The following is a 15009-nucleotide window of genomic DNA, read 5'->3' on the forward strand; positions in this document are numbered from 1 at the left end:
GGCGCGAGATTAAACTGACGCCCACAGCGCAAATGTCATCATCTTGGTTTCTTGGCATATACTCGCGCAAAATCTTAGGTTTATCGTTGCCGTTACCTGTTTTATTTGATATTGTTGAGATAGGTGATATTTTGTCAGTTTAACCCCACTGCATAAACTGTTAATTGTTAATCTATCGGAAGTTAGAAATCTTTGACGAAACTGTGTATATTAGGACACAAATTTTCCCTAAGAGCGATCGGATGAGTTAAAAAAAAGCAAGGTTTGTCAAATCAAAAAGCAACATAAACTTGATGGCAAATTTTCTCTCATCTTCAAATAAAGCAATAAAACTCGCTCTTTTTTCACCCCGTACCTGCCAGTTAAGAGTCATTTTACAAGGTCGATCGGCATTTTAAAGGCTTTTGAACCCAGCGTGCAAGCTAGGTGTCTCCTGAGAGAAAAGTCATCCTTCAGATAGAAGTTATGGCAGAAAAACTGGGTTACATTTAACAACAATAGCAAATCTAACAATATTAACTTATCTCAAAGTTTCAATTCTGAAAAAAGCAGATAAGCCGGTTTTTCCCGCAGCTAAACAGTTTCTTTGTTTGGCTCACTGAATGCGGCGCTTGCTCGTAAAACTTCTCACATTTATGCTTGCGACTTTCAGTAAGACCCTGCTGAGAAATATATCCTCTTGACCAATTTTAACTGACAATTTTTCATTGACAAATTCCAGAGGCTAATATGTCGCCCCCAGAAAACTCAGTCAACAATAATTATAGCAATAAAGAGCGAGCATGGGAGATCCGATTTACCTCTATAGATCCCGCCAAATCCCCCTCTCAATTCGCTCCCTCGCCCGCAGTGCGCGCCAACTTATCAAAAACTGAGGCTGTAGAAGCACCAGATTTAGTTTGCTTGTCTCATTTGCGGTGGAATTTTGTCTATCAGCGTCCGCAACATCTCTTGAGTCGTTGTGCCAAAACTCGTCGCGTATTCTTTGTAGAAGAACCTGTTTTTAGCGCAGCTACAGATTGGTGGCTTGATGTCAGCATCCACGAAAGCGGAGTCTGGGTAATAGTACCGCACCTGAGCGAAGGAACCAGCGAAGCAACAGCACAAACTGCTCAGCAAGCCATGCTAGATGATTTGTTTAGAGCGGCAGAAATTAGCCAGTACATTCTGTGGTATTACACACCAATGGCTGTCAGCTTCACAAGCCACTTAAAGCCGCTAGCTGTAGTCTACGACTGCATGGATGAATTGTCAGCATTCAAAGGCGCACACCCCGATTTAAAAGCCAATGAAAACCAACTATTAAAGCGCGCCAGCGTAGTATTTACCGGAGGACACAACCTTTACGAAGCCAAACAGCACCAGCACCCAAACATTCACCCCTTCCCCAGCAGCATCGAAAAAGAACACTTTGCGACAGCCAGGAACCTTTCAGAAGAACCGGCGGATCAAAAAGACATTCCTCACCCGCGTTTGGGGTTTTATGGCGTCATAGACGAACGCATGGATATCGAACTGCTGGCGGGCATGGCCCAAGCAAAGCCAGACTGGCATTTAGTCATCATTGGCCCGGTGGTGAAAATCGACCCGGCAACTCTGCCAACTCACCCCAATATTCACTATCTCGGTGGCAAATCTTATCAAGAATTGCCAGCGTATCTTGGCGGATGGGATATCGCCATGCTGCCTTTTGCGATTAACGAATCGACTAAGTTTATTAGTCCGACGAAAACTCCAGAATACCTCGCTGCCGGCAAACCTGTCATTTCTACTCCTATCCGCGACGTGGTGCGGCCCTACGGAGAAAACGGCTTGGTTCGGATTGCTAGCAATTGGGAAGAATTCGTTGCTTGTGCCGAAGAAATCCTTAACGAAAGTTCGGACGTTCGCACCAAGTGGCTGAGTGAAGTAGATGCCTTTTTAGCAGACAATTCTTGGGACAATACCTGGGGCGAAATGCTGGGGTTGATCGAAAGTGCGATCGACGATAAAAAGCAGAAAGCTGAAGGCAGGATGAAAGTTTTAAGTTAGGAATGTTGAGGTTGAAGTTAAAGAGTTACACGTTACGGATTCAAAAATTAACACTCAACACTCCTCGCTGTATGTCCAATTACCAATTATTTCTTACCCTTACCCTTACCCACAATCAGAGGTGTTTCCATGTTTGACTATTTAATCGTCGGAGCCGGATTTGCAGGTAGCGTCATTGCCGAAAGACTAGCAAATGAAGCCGGAAAAACAGTTCTGATAATTGATACCCGCAACCACATCGGCGGTAACGCATACGATCACTACGACAATCATGGCATCCTCGTACACAAATACGGCCCCCACATTTTTCACACCAATTCGCGCCCTGTTTTCGAGTATCTTTCGCGCTTCACCGAGTGGCGGCCCTACGAACACCGCGTCCTCGCCAGCGTTGACGGTCAACTGCTGCCAATTCCGATCAATCTCAACACCGTAAACAAACTTTACGGACTGAATCTCACCTCATTTGAAGTAGAAGATTTCTTCGCGAAAGTAGCAGAACCAAAGGATTATATTCGCACTTCCGAAGATGTCGTTGTCAGCAAAGTCGGCCGCGAACTTTACGAGAAATTCTTCCGCAACTACACCCGCAAACAGTGGGGAATGGATCCGTCGGAACTCGACAACTCAGTGATTGCGCGCGTACCCACTCGCATTAACCGGGACGATCGCTATTTTACCGATACCTATCAAGCAATGCCCCTGCACGGCTACACTCGGATGTTTGAAAAGATGCTTTCTCACCCAAACATCAAGGTGATGCTGAATACCGACTACCGGGAGATTGAGGGTTTTATTCCTTACGGGGAAATGATTTACACCGGGCCAGTCGATTCCTATTTCAATTATTGCTACGGCAAACTTCCTTACCGTTCCTTGGAATTTAAGCACGAAACACTGAACGTACCTGTACACCAAGAAGCACCGGTGGTAAATTACCCCAACGAGCATTTATATACTCGCTGCACCGAGTTTAAATACCTCACCGGACAAGAGCATCTAAAAACTAGCATTGTCTACGAATATCCCCAAGCTGAGGGAGACCCTTACTACCCGGTTCCGCGTCCAGAAAATGCCGAAATATACAAGAAATATAAGGCTTTGGCTGATGCAACTCCGGGAGTTTCTTTCGTGGGAAGGCTGGCGACTTACAGGTATTACAACATGGATCAAGTAGTCGCTCAAGCTCTAACAACTTACACGCAACTTACTACCAAGCCGATGATTGAATTGGTAGAAAATGTTAACGGTTCTGCCTCTAATGTCAGCTCATCCAATGGAGTCGCCCATCGCCCAGCCGCAGCTTCTCTAGAAGTCGCTGCTGTCAACAACGGCAACGGCAAATCTCCTAGTAAGTAGCTGGAAGCTGCGAGTTACGGGTAAAAAGGTAAGGTGCTCATAGAGCACCTTACTCGGTTTTCATCAAAAGTTATTTAATAATTCAAACAAGCATTGAGGTAAAAATGAACGTTCTAGTTAAAATTGTTTTGTCTCATGAGGTTTTGGAAATTTCTCAGTTTGCTCAGTTTCAGAAAGAAATACAGCGCCTCATTGAAAGCGGTGGCAAAATTCTGATGCTGGACTTCTCAAAAATAAATTTCCTGAAAAATTCCGAGTTAATGGCTGTAGTGGCGATCGTGAAATTAGTGAGAGACAGCCAGTGTATACTTTTGATCTCTGCCATGAGCGAACAAGTTAGAATTCTATTTGAACTCACGGGACTACAGCAAATATTTCAGTGTTTGCCGTTTGCCGAAGAATTTTCTCTCACAAGTGAGCTAACTGAACAGTTAGGAGGTTTGCCAAGTCTTGCTAGCTAGAGGGAGAGGGAGAGAGGGGGGATAGGAAAAATCTTCCTGGTTTATTGTTCCTTCTTCTGACTAATGACTTCAGCACAAGACAGCCTTTAGATGAGGCTGTTTTAATGTGCAGAACTTTGGCAAATTAATTAGCAAAAAACTTGTCAAAGTGGGGGTAATTGTAGCTAACCTATAAATATAACTTTGGGTAGATGTGCCGATGAGTTGGTTAGGTAGAGAACTAGAAAATTGCGAGATAGAAGAGTCTGCAACTCTTGATAGTAAGGTGACAGTTCAAGGACGCAAAACAGGTTATCCGCGCCCCCAACTGCGCCGGAGCAACTGGATTTGTCTCAATGGTAAGTGGAGGTTTGCTTACGATGACGCGGGCCACTGCGTGCAGCCGATCGATATTTCTGAGTGGACTCACACTATAGAAGTGCCGTTTGCTCCAGAATCGGCAAAAAGCGGGATCGGCGACACGAATTTTCACCCCAACTGCTGGTACGAACGCGAATTTGACGTACCCCACACAGAAGGCAGAGTTCTCCTCCACTTTGGGGCCGTAGACTACCGCGCCCGCGTCTGGGTGAACGGTCAGTTTGTCATCGAACACGAAGGCGGACACACTCCTTTCACCGCAGACATTACAGCAATTGTGAACCTCAACGGGATGCAGCGGGTGACAGTCTGGGCCCACGACGACCCCCAAGATTTGGAGCAACCGCGGGGCAAGCAAGACTGGCAAATAGAGCCCCACAGTATTTGGTATCCGCGCACGACGGGCATTTGGCAGACAGTCTGGGTAGAATTGGTGCCTCACACTTATATCGAGCGCATCCGCTGGACTCCCCAGTTTGAACGCTGGGAAATCGGTTTTGAAGCGTTTGTCGCGGGCGATCGCCAGTCGGGAATCCAGATTAAAGTTAAACTGTCGATCGGCTGTTTGCTGCTAGTCAACGACACCTACGAAGTCCTCAACGGCGAAATCCACCGTCGCATCGCCCTCTCCGACCCTGGTATCGACGACTACCGTAACGAATTGCTGTGGAGTCCCGAAAAACCGACGCTAATTAACGCCCAAGTGCAGTTGTGGGCCGACGGCAAACTACTCGACGAGGTTAAATCTTATACCGCCATGCGGACGGTTAGCATCCAGCGCGATCGCTTCATGCTAAACGGCCGCCCCTACTATTTGCGACTGGTGCTCGACCAAGGTTACTGGCCCGACACCATGATGACTGCCCCTTCAGACGAAGCTTTGCGGCAGGATGTCGAATTAGTCAAAGCAATGGGTTTCAACGGCGTCCGCAAGCACCAAAAAATCGAAGACCCCCGATTTTTGTACTGGGCTGACGTGCTGGGGCTCCTAGTTTGGGAAGAAATGCCCAGCGCCTACCGCTTCACTCCCAAAGCCGTGCAACGGCTGACGCGGGAGTGGACAGAAGTCATCGAGCGCGACGCCAGCCACCCCTGTATCGTAGTCTGGGTGCCGTTCAACGAATCCTGGGGAGTTCCGAATTTAGTCGAAGCGGCAGCCCATCGCAACTACGTGCAAGCGCTGTATTTCTTGACAAAAACCCTGGATTCGACTCGCCCCGTCATCGGTAACGACGGCTGGGAAAGCATCGATACCGACATCCTGGCGATTCACGACTACGACAACAACCCGCAAACCCTAGCCAAGCGCTACGGGCCCGAAGTCCAGCTAGCCGATTTGTTCGATCGGGGGCGTCCCGGCGGGCGAGTCCTCACCCTCGACGGCCACCCGCACCAAGGACAGCCGATGATGCTGACAGAATTCGGCGGCATCGCCTGCGCCGGTCGCGAAAACCCTGATTTTTACCGGGTTTGGGGCTACGTGCGCGCGTCGGACACGCTGGAACTGCAAAGGCGCTACTGCGCGTTGTTGAAGGTGGTAAACCGAGTGGAAATGTTCAGCGGATTTTGTTACACGCAGTTAACCGATACTTTCCAAGAAGCTAACGGTTTGCTGTATGCCGATCGCACTCCCAAGTTTCCCCTAGAGGCGATCGCGGCGGCAACTCTCGGCTGGGATATTCCCGAAGAAAGTTCACAGCCGCAAGCTATTACTCAATGCTAAATAGACTAAAGAATCAAGAGGGTATTTAAGTAAAAGTAGGGTGCGTCGCTGCCACAATCCCAGCTATTTACAAAGATTCCTTAGCGACGCACCATAACGCCATAACTAAAAGTAGAGTGCGTCGCTGCGACAATCTCAGCTATTTACAAAGATTCCTTAGCGACGCACCATAACGCCATAAGTCTGACGTAACTTAAGGTTTAGTCTGGTGCGTCGCTACTGAGATTTTTGCTTTGAGTTGAAGCTAGTCGAGGGCGACGCACCCTACGATACTAAAGTCATTACTACGAACCTTAAAACCTCACTGTCAACTGTCAACTGTCAACTATCAACTATTTAACAACGATGTTTCAAAGTTTTTTCATGGGCGGTTTTGAGTGCTCTACCCACAAATTGCGATCGGGAAAACGCCTCGATGTCACAGCCGCCACCGGTCACGATAAATTTGCAGCAGCCGACTACCAACGCTTGCAGGAACAAGGCATTTACACAGTCCGCGAAGGCCTCCGCTGGCACTTAATTGAACAGACACCCGGAAAATATGATTTTTCCAGTTCCCTGCCAATTATCCGGGCCGCCCGCGACATGAAAATGCAGGTAATTTGGGATTTGTTTCACTACGGCTGGCCAGACGATATTGATATTTTCAGCCCCGAATTTGTGTCCAGGTTTGCAAGCATGGTGCGCGCTTTTATGGAAGTGCTAACTGAAGAAACAGACCAAACACCTTTTGTAACACCTGTCAATGAAATTTCATTTATTGCTTGGGCCGGCGGCGATGTCGCCTACATCAATCCGTTTGCGAAAGGGCGGGGAGACGAGCTAAAAATCCAGTTAATCAAAGCTTCGATCGCCGCGATAGAATCAGTTTGGGAAGTCAATCCCAACACCCGGATCGTTCAAATCGACCCCACAATTAACATTATTGCTGACCCTGACAAACCGGAGGATCGGGACGCGGCGGAAGGTTATCGCTTATCTCAATATCAAGCTTGGGATATGTTGGCTGGACGTTTTCGCCCGGAACTCGGCGGTAAGGAAAAATATCTCGATATTATTGGGGTGAATTATTACGATCGCAATCAGTGGATTCACAATGAAGAGCCCATGAAATACACCGATCCGCTGTACCGCCCGTTTCGCGAACTGCTGCAAGAAGTGTTTGAGCGCTACGGCCGCCCCTTATTCATAGCAGAAACAGGCACTGAAGACGATTTTAGACCTGTCTGGTTTAATTATGTGTGCACTGAGGTAGCGGCGGCGATGAAAGCAGGGGTTCCGATCGAGGGAATCTGCTTGTATCCGATTGTTAACCATCCGGGTTGGGACGACGACAGGCACTGTTACAATGGTTTGTGGGATTATTGCAATGAATCGGGCGATCGGGAAATTTACCAGCCTTTGGCGGATGAATTGCAGTTTCAAAGACAGCAGATTGAACCGTTGCTGAAGTTGCAGGATTGATAGCTGCGATCTAATTCTGTAGGGTGCGCTGTGGCGCACCTTATAATAAATCTGCGTTAAAAATTCCCGATGATTTCCTAATATTTTATTCGCTCAACTCAGCATAAAAGAGTCAAGCTCATCTACATTGTGAATAATCTTGGAATCAGAAACGCCATAAGCTTCAGCTAATTCGATACTAGCTTGTAATCTCACTTCGAGGTTTAAGTTAGGATCAAAAGCTGATTCTGCTAAATTACCTAGTCGTTCATAGGTAGCAAGAAGATTAGCAACGGCTACCTTGTAAGCTCGGTCAATTTTAGCGAGGGACTGTTGATAATATTGTTCCACTTGTCGAGCAAGATGAGTATCTTGTCCCAATAACTGCTTGCAAAAACCAGTCACGATTCGACCCGCGATCGCACCAATGACAGCGCCAACAACAGGAATCGGAATCAAAGCTTGTCCGATAGTAGCTCCAGCAGCAACAATGGCTGAATCAGCACAAGCAAATAAACTTAATTCAACGAATTGATCGGCAGTAATTTCCCCTCGGTTCAAACTACCGACTAAACTAGCAACTTCCAAGCCGGCACTAACAAAAGCACCAGCTAAGGGTGCAGACATTTGGGTAAAATTGGTTAACCCATAAATAACTGTTGCCGATATACCACTAAGTGCAGCTCCTTTTGCGGTATCAATTCCAATTTCTTGCCAGTCTTCGGGGGTTAACTCACCCTTAAAAACGTTTTTACCTTGCTTATACTTAGCGTAAAGCTTAGTAGCAAATCGAATACTACCACCAATAACCGCGCCTTTAACAGCAACGTTACCAAAATCAGCCAGAGTAGGTTGAGCCTCGTAGCGTATCCCATCCTTAATTTGTTTGTGTTCTTGCTTTAATTCATGCTCTTTGCGGTCTAGCGTATCGTCAACTTTGCCTATTTGCACATCTTCATAGTTAGACGATCCAGCTTGAACAGTCTGACTGAAAGGACGACCCGACATCTGCTCTATTTCTTGAGCTTTTTCTTGTATTTTTTGAGCAGTACGACTTGTTATTCCCTCGACTTGTTGCCCTTTCAATATTTTATCAATAATTTCATATTGGTTTTTAGGGATATGGTAATATGACCCATCTCTGCCAAAGTTTTCGTATTTCTTCATGTGGTCGAGAACGTGGTCTAAATTATTGCCAACCCCATTCACAAATTTAGACTGTACTTTAATACCATCAATTAAATAATCTTCCGGTGCTGTTCTACCCACTCCCTCAAAAGTAGCGCGAGTTTCAGAGGAGTTCAAAAGAGATTTTGCATTGCGAATACCAACTTCCACTTGCTCAGCTATTTCACCGTGTTTTGTGCTTGTGTTTCCCAGAATTTTTTCGGGGCTACCTACAAAATCACGAACTTTATCAATCTCTCCGACCGCTGCAAAAAACGCTCGGTCTTGTTTACTGAGTTCCGTTGCAAGCTGTTCTGCATGGCGCAGATTTTCCTCTGCTACTATTGCAGCAACGAATTGAGTTGTCAGATGTCTATCTTCTCTGTTTTCCATGTTTAAAAAAATTGCAGCATTACTCCCTAATTGCTAGAGGATAATGCTGCACTCCAAATTATAATTACATTTTCAGGTCTACGGTCTTTTTAATAGACTCGCTCAGGGAAGTAATGGCATTGATTAAAGTCCCCAGTCTTTGTTTGAGAGCTTGGCTAAAATTCAGGTAATTCAAAGGTGCATTCTGCTTGAAGTATTGCAGTTCACTTTGAATCAACTTAGCTAGTTTGACAGTTTCCCCCTCAAGAAGATTGACTTCTTTCTTGGTTATGTTGACTTTAGCTGTGTCACCTTCAATTTCAAGAGCGCGGTTGTTGGCTTCGTCACCAATTTTTTCATTCTCGTTACTTGCCCAAAAAGCACTACCAGCCAAAGCTACACCACCAATCCCCCAGCCAATCGGCCCTGCTAGTGCCAGCAGTGCATTTCCAGCCACCATACCGCCACCACCCACAGTAAGAGCGCCACCTCCTAACCAGGCTAAAGCAGCATTAACGGCGGCTGCACCGGAAAGAGAAGCAATCGCAGTACCTGTTGAGGCTGTTCCAAAAGTTGTAGCAATTGCCATTGCTGCTGCTGGCCCAAAACAGGCAACTCCTGCTCCAGCCATGACTCCTGCACCACCTGCTGCTGCTACATTGCTGTTATGAGCCGCATAAATTAGATCCCAATCTTTGCCAGTAATTTCCTTGAGCTGAAACTTCAGTTTTGTAACGACTTTGCTAAACTCTTTTGGCGAATTGGCCAACGTGTTAATGTAATTTTCGCATAGTTGGATAATCTCAACCCCACGATTGACTCGCGTTTGATAAAGACTTCCAGCGGCATTTTGTAAATACTCACAATCTCTTTGGTACTTTTCTACTGCACGGCGCAGTCTATCTTGTGCCTCTTTTTTGTATTCGTGGTTAAACATTTACGGGTAAATACCTAATTATGAGGAGTTTGTGTTGATAACTCTGTCGAGCAGAAAACTCTACCGCCCAAGCAGTGAGCCTTCCCCCCACTCCAGGTGTAAAATTAATCACGATCCTGCTTTCATTGATACTAATCTAACTACCTTTAACAAAGAAACTAATCAGCATTAGGAATTGTGCTAGACTTTGATTATAAAAAATCCAGAAACCTATCCCCTGCAATGGCATCCTCTAACGATCGCTTCTCCGAAGCTGCCCGCGACTGGGACTTAGAAACTCTTTACACAGACCTAGCATCCGCCAAGGGAAAGCGGCTCACGCCCACAGAGAAACAACATCTACGGGGTCTACTCTGCGGCTACAGTCCCGCCGAAATTGCCGAAAGACTCAGTAAAAACCCCAAGGGAATTGCCGTAGATTTCTGTAATACTTTATACCAATACGTAAAAAATCTTGTAGGTAAAGCTGATGAAAAGGTAGAAAACTGGAGGAAGATTTGTGAATGGCTGGAGGACGCAGGATATAAAACTCAGCCATCTCCCGAACCTGAATCAGGCGATTGTTTATCCGCAAAAATTATAATAAAAAAAGCAAATGTAGTTCTTGATAAAAATCAAATCATAGTTGATATAAACCTGCGAATAGTCGCCTCCTCACCTTCAGAGATTCCCATTATAGAAAAGTTTGATATCAATAGCAATGGTGCAAACTAACGAAAGTGCGATCGAACTGAGATGTTGCACCATTCTCAATTACTTGTTTATGAACAGGCTTTTCGGCCTGTTCCACAAGAAAATTCACTCTTTGTGGAACAGGCCGAAAAGCCTGTTCTTGAGAATGGTGCAAGATGTGCGATCGAACGCATCAACTTAATGTTAGTCCTAATAGCAATAAGGGCGGGCAAGATGCCCACCCCACATACTAGATATCAATTTGATATCAGACTTAAATTTTCAATACCCCCAGGGGAATTCGAATCCCCGTCGCATCCGTGAAAGGGATGTGTCCTAGGCCTCTAGACGATGGGGGCGCGTCTTTGCGTTTGCTTGTGTTCCGCACCTTTATTACCTTAACTAATCTTTCCCAATCTGTCAACTACTTTGCGAAACTTTTTTTTCTACTCGTCCCAAAGCACGTCACAGTAGGCTTTGAGGATGGCCGCGCAATTGCCGATCGCCCCGAGATGAGCAATTTCAAAGCCGTGGGTGTTCTGGGTGGGGAAAGCCAAACAAGCGGCGCGGGCTACGTGGCCGAACTTCATGGCGATCGAAGCATCGCTCCCAAAACCGCTAATTACCGCCAACTGCACCTCTACATCGGCTGCTGCGGCGGCTGCGCGCAATTGGGCGTTCAATCCTTCATCGTAGACTCCGTAGCCGTCCTGAACCAGCAAAACCGGGTTTTCGCTGTCACGAATCGGGTATTCCGGCGCCAGAGGGCAAATTTCCAAAGCGATCAGCGCGTCCAACGGCTGGCGCTGGGTGAAATACAAAGCTCCGATCGCCCCAACCTCCTCCTTCGCCGACGCTACCAAATAAACATTCACCGCAGGCTCTTTCAAACATTCCGCCAGAGCCAGCAAAATCGCCACTGAAGCCTTGTTGTCCAGAGTGTAGCTCGCTATCCAGTCCTTCAACCGCAGCGGGCGCTTGCGGTGCTTTCCCACCACCATCCGCGTGCCCGGTCGAATTCCGGCCTCGGCTAATTCCTCGGCGGTACACTTAGTTTCAATCCAGGCATTTTCCCACTTTAAAGAAACATCTTCCTGCTGAGCTTTCTGAGGAGATTCGTGAGAAACATGGCGGGAACCGAAGCTGAGAATGCCGCTAATTGTTTGCTTGTCTCCGAGCAAATCCACCACGCCTTCGCCGTAAACCCAAGGAAACGAGCCGCCCAATCTGCGGACTTCCACGCGGCCACTCTCGCCTATTGTTTTAACTAGGGCGCCAATTTCGTCTTTGTGGGCGGTAATGGCGATCGACTTTTCGGGATTGCGACCCTTAATTAGGGCGATCGCATTGTCCGCGCGATCGACCCAAGCATTCACTCCCAGGGCGGCGAATTTTTCCATCAACCGCTGGTTAATTTCCGATTCCGCACCGCTGGGTGAGTGCAGCATTACTAATTCTTCGATTGTTTGGAATAGGCGATCGAACTCTAACATTTTTTATTTTCGTTTTTAGGAGCGAATTTTGACATATATTAAAGCACATTTACTCACTCTTTCCCGGCGGTACACTTAGTTTCAATTCAGGCATTTTCCCACTTGAAAAAACATCTTCCTGCTGAGCTTTTTGAGGAGCTTAGGAATGAAGCAATTGGAGGCAGCAAAGGGCCATTGAGTAACAAGATTCATGCGATCGCGTGGATGCGTTGGGCAATCCGTTGGAGTTTCACCTCACCCCCCGACAAACTGGTGACGCGAGCAGGAGGCGACCAACTGCAGCCATTACTGGTGGCGGATACACTGCTGGCTAACAAGGGCTATGATCCAGATCAGCGCGTGATTGACCGCCTCAATGCCGAGGGGAAGACCACCGTCATTTCACCTCGCCGCAATTGCAAGACCCTGGAAACTTACGATGCTCAATTGTACAAAGCCCGTCATTTGATTAAGAACTTTTTTCCCAAGCTGAAGCAGTATCAGGGAATCGCGACGCGCTATCACCCTAGGCGGTGAACTTTCCGGCGTGCGATTCTTCTGGTTGCTGCCGTCATCGGGTTGAATTGATGACACCCCCTAAATTAACTTGACAGTGCCGTAAACTAATATGCCTAACCTCTTGAGCACCTTCTTTTCTAGTAATTTCATTCCTCACGGGCATTGTTACCTCTGGAAACCGGGGTTAGTCTGGCTGCACTTAACGTCCGATGCCTTGACTACCCTCGCTTATTACTCGGTGGCGTTTGCCATTGTTTACTTTACGAATGAGCGTAAGGATCTGCCTGCTCACACCGTGATGCTGCTGGTGGGTTTCTTTTTTATTTTTGCCTTATGTGGCACGACGCACCTAATGGGAATAGTGACACTTTGGCACCCCATTTATTGGGTTTCAGGACTGATCAAAGCTGTCACTGGTGTTTGGTCTTTCTATACGTTCACTTTTTTACTGATTCCCTTAATTCCAGTGGCACTCGATACGCCCAGTCCAGCTCAACTTGCCCTTACAAACCAGGAACTAGAAAATAGTCGCCGCCGTATCCAGGCGATTAATGTGGAGCTAGAGCAACGGGTGCAGGAACGCACTGCCCAACTGGAAGCGTCTAATCGCACCAAAGACGAATTATTGAAGCGTGAACAAGTAATTCGGGCAGAGGCAGAGGCCGCCAACCGTGCCAAGGATGAGTTTCTCTCGATTCTTTCTCATGAACTCAGAACTCCTCTCAACGCGATCTTAGGATGGTCAACGATGTTACGGCAAAAAAACCTGAGTGAGGATAAGGTGGCGCGGGCTTTGGAGACGATCGAGCGCAACGCAAAGTCTCAAGCCCAGCTCATCGAAGACATCCTCGATGTTTCTCGCATCATCACAGGTAAACTGCGCCTCCGAGTCCGGCCTGTCAACCTCGTGCCGGTGATTGAATCGGCGATTGAGTCTGTACAATTGGCTGCTGAGGCAAAGTCTATTCGCCTGCAAAGCGTGCTCGATTCTGAAGCTGGCCCGCTCTTGGGTGATGCCGATAGGTTGCAGCAAGTTGTGTGGAATCTACTTTCTAATGCCCTCAAATTTACCCCTAAAGACGGGCGAGTCCAGATTCGTTTGCAGCGGGTTAATTCCCATGTTGAAATTACTGTCAGCGACACTGGAGCAGGCATCAGCTCGGACTTTCTACCGTTTGTCTTCGATCGCTTCAGCCAGCACGACAGCACGACTACTCGCAGTTATGGGGGGTTGGGTTTAGGGTTAGCCATTGTGCGTCAATTAGTTGAATTACATGGCGGGACTGTAACGGTAGTGAGTCCAGGGATAGGACAGGGGACGACTTTTACAGTCAAACTGCCGGTGATGATTATCCATCTACCACCGAGCGATCCAGAGCCATTAAACTCGATCGTCGAGGCGAATGGGAGGTTTCAGGCCTCGCCCACCCTTGAAGGCTTACAAATCTTAGTGGTAGAGGACGAGGCTGACGCCCTAGAGTTGCTGAGCACAATTCTGGAAAAGTATGGTGCTCATGTCATGGCTGTGGCTTCGGTAAAGGAGGCTTTGAGCATTATCGAAACCGCAACTGATCGCAGCCCCGATGTTTTAGTGAGCGATATTGGGATGCCGGATGAGGATGGCTACTCCCTGATCCGCAAGCTGCGTCAACTTGAAGCGCTGCGGGGCGGTAGGCTACCCGCGATCGCGCTGACGGCTTATGCCCGGAATGACGATCGTCAGCAGGCACTATTAGCAGGTTTTCAGATGCATTTGACCAAACCCGTAGATGCTGCCGAGTTAGTGGCGGTGGTGGCCAGCCTCACCGGACGTACAAGCAGGTGCTAAAACCCAGGTGTTCAAGAACAAATGTTGCGTTTGAGAATAATGGGCTTTTTGTCAGCAGCACAAACCTCTGTTAACTTGATTCAGGCAACAAGTCTACTGTATCCAGGATAGGAAGCACTCAGAGTGGTTATCGAGTAGAGCCTGCGTGAGTGCTAGATTCTCTAGGGTGCGAATTTCATCTTTGTCAGCGGTAATGGCGATCGACTTTTGGGGATTGCGGTCGGGAATTAGGGCGATCGCATTGTTTGCACGATCGAGCCAAGCATTCACTCGCGGGCTGGCGAATTTTTCCCTCAACCGCTAGTTAATTTCCGACTCCGCAGCCCTGGCGAAGTGGAGCCTTACTAACTGTTCAATTGTTGGGAGCAGTCGATCGCACTCTAACATTTTTCAATTCCGTGTTTTGCAGCGCCTTTTGACATATATTAAAGCATATTTACTCTTGTGAACAAAAAAATAACTCTCTGTCATGATATCTAGCGCCTTCTCAACAAACTCCGAATCAGCCGGATTGGTTGACTAAAACTATCGCCTTCAGGTTGAATTTGCATAGTTCAACTAGATTTACAAGCGGTGCAAAATGTGAATTAAGCTGTGGAGCATTTAAACCAGTAACGAGGCTAGTAGGGTGCGTCAGGAGTGAACCCTTACGCTGAAACGGAAAA

13 protein-coding genes and 1 tRNA gene are annotated in these 15009 nt (G+C 47.3%); 9 read left to right on the plus strand and 5 right to left on the minus strand.

The features are described 5' to 3' along the window. Positions 1 to 729: 729 nt before the first annotated feature. The 5 genes from QUA88_RS06825 (at position 730) to QUA88_RS06845 (ending at position 7398) form a co-directional block, all read left to right on the plus strand. Complete coding sequence (locus tag QUA88_RS06825; RefSeq protein WP_333053735.1) at positions 730 to 2031, plus strand: glycosyltransferase family 1 protein; 1302 nt, start codon at positions 730 to 732, stop codon at positions 2029 to 2031. 129 nt (positions 2032 to 2160) lie between these two features. Continuing rightward, positions 2161 to 3390 (plus strand): UDP-galactopyranose mutase, encoded by a 1230-nt coding sequence (gene glf / locus QUA88_RS06830; RefSeq protein ID WP_333053733.1) that lies wholly within the window; start codon positions 2161 to 2163, stop codon positions 3388 to 3390. Positions 3391 to 3494: 104 nt separating this feature from the next. Next, entirely contained in the window at positions 3495 to 3851 is a 357-nt protein-coding gene (locus QUA88_RS06835; protein ID WP_333053731.1) for an STAS domain-containing protein, read from the plus strand. A gap of 199 nt (positions 3852 to 4050) precedes the next feature. Continuing rightward, positions 4051 to 5934 (plus strand): glycoside hydrolase family 2 TIM barrel-domain containing protein, encoded by a 1884-nt coding sequence (locus tag QUA88_RS06840; protein WP_333231748.1) that lies wholly within the window; start codon positions 4051 to 4053, stop codon positions 5932 to 5934. A gap of 345 nt (positions 5935 to 6279) precedes the next feature. Beyond that, the gene (locus QUA88_RS06845; protein ID WP_333270941.1) at positions 6280 to 7398 is read left to right on the plus strand and encodes a beta-glucosidase; all 1119 of its coding nucleotides are present in this window, start codon (positions 6280 to 6282) and stop codon (positions 7396 to 7398) included. Positions 7399 to 7491: 93 nt separating this feature from the next. Here the strand turns inward: QUA88_RS06845 and QUA88_RS06850 are convergent, their stop codons facing one another. Together QUA88_RS06850 and QUA88_RS06855 are read right to left on the minus strand one after the other, a co-directional pair. Continuing rightward, positions 7492 to 8937 (minus strand): hypothetical protein, encoded by a 1446-nt coding sequence (locus QUA88_RS06850; RefSeq protein ID WP_333270944.1) that lies wholly within the window; start codon positions 8935 to 8937, stop codon positions 7492 to 7494. Positions 8938 to 9001: 64 nt separating this feature from the next. Next, a complete protein-coding gene (locus QUA88_RS06855; protein ID WP_333270946.1) occupies positions 9002 to 9853 on the minus strand; it encodes a hypothetical protein in 852 nt (283 codons plus the stop codon). Positions 9854 to 10075: 222 nt separating this feature from the next. Here QUA88_RS06855 and QUA88_RS06860 point away from each other — a divergent pair, with 222 nt between their 5' ends. Together QUA88_RS06860 and QUA88_RS06865 are read left to right on the plus strand one after the other, a co-directional pair. Then, positions 10076 to 10567, plus strand: coding sequence for a helix-turn-helix domain-containing protein (locus QUA88_RS06860; RefSeq protein WP_333259253.1), 492 nt, complete (start codon positions 10076 to 10078; stop codon positions 10565 to 10567). Then, a complete protein-coding gene (locus QUA88_RS06865) occupies positions 10554 to 10727 on the plus strand; it encodes a hypothetical protein (RefSeq protein WP_333259250.1) in 174 nt (57 codons plus the stop codon). Before QUA88_RS06860 ends, QUA88_RS06865 begins: the two co-directional genes overlap by 14 nt. An 84-nt stretch (positions 10728 to 10811) precedes the next feature. On the opposite strand, the gene QUA88_RS06870 is transcribed toward QUA88_RS06865, so the two are convergent. Next, positions 10812 to 10884, minus strand: a tRNA-Glu gene (locus QUA88_RS06870). An 87-nt stretch (positions 10885 to 10971) separates the two neighbouring features. Further along, a complete protein-coding gene (locus QUA88_RS06875) occupies positions 10972 to 12018 on the minus strand; it encodes a M42 family peptidase (protein ID WP_333248116.1) in 1047 nt (348 codons plus the stop codon). Between the two features lie 102 nt (positions 12019 to 12120). Here QUA88_RS06875 and QUA88_RS06880 point away from each other — a divergent pair, with 102 nt between their 5' ends. Beyond that, entirely contained in the window at positions 12121 to 12534 is a 414-nt protein-coding gene (locus QUA88_RS06880) for a hypothetical protein (RefSeq protein ID WP_333053721.1), read from the plus strand. A gap of 91 nt (positions 12535 to 12625) precedes the next feature. Then, on the plus strand, positions 12626 to 14344 hold the full coding sequence (locus tag QUA88_RS06885; RefSeq protein ID WP_333053720.1) for an ATP-binding protein: 1719 nt from the start codon (positions 12626 to 12628) through the stop codon (positions 14342 to 14344). Positions 14345 to 14437: 93 nt separating this feature from the next. Here QUA88_RS06885 and QUA88_RS06890 read toward each other — a convergent pair whose 3' ends face one another. Beyond that, the gene (locus QUA88_RS06890) at positions 14438 to 14641 is read right to left on the minus strand and encodes a hypothetical protein (RefSeq protein ID WP_333053719.1); all 204 of its coding nucleotides are present in this window, start codon (positions 14639 to 14641) and stop codon (positions 14438 to 14440) included. Positions 14642 to 15009: the final 368 nt, after the last annotated feature.

The organism is Microcoleus sp. D3_18_C2 (genome assembly GCF_036702395.1).
GTDB lineage: Bacteria > Cyanobacteriota > Cyanobacteriia > Cyanobacteriales > Microcoleaceae > Microcoleus.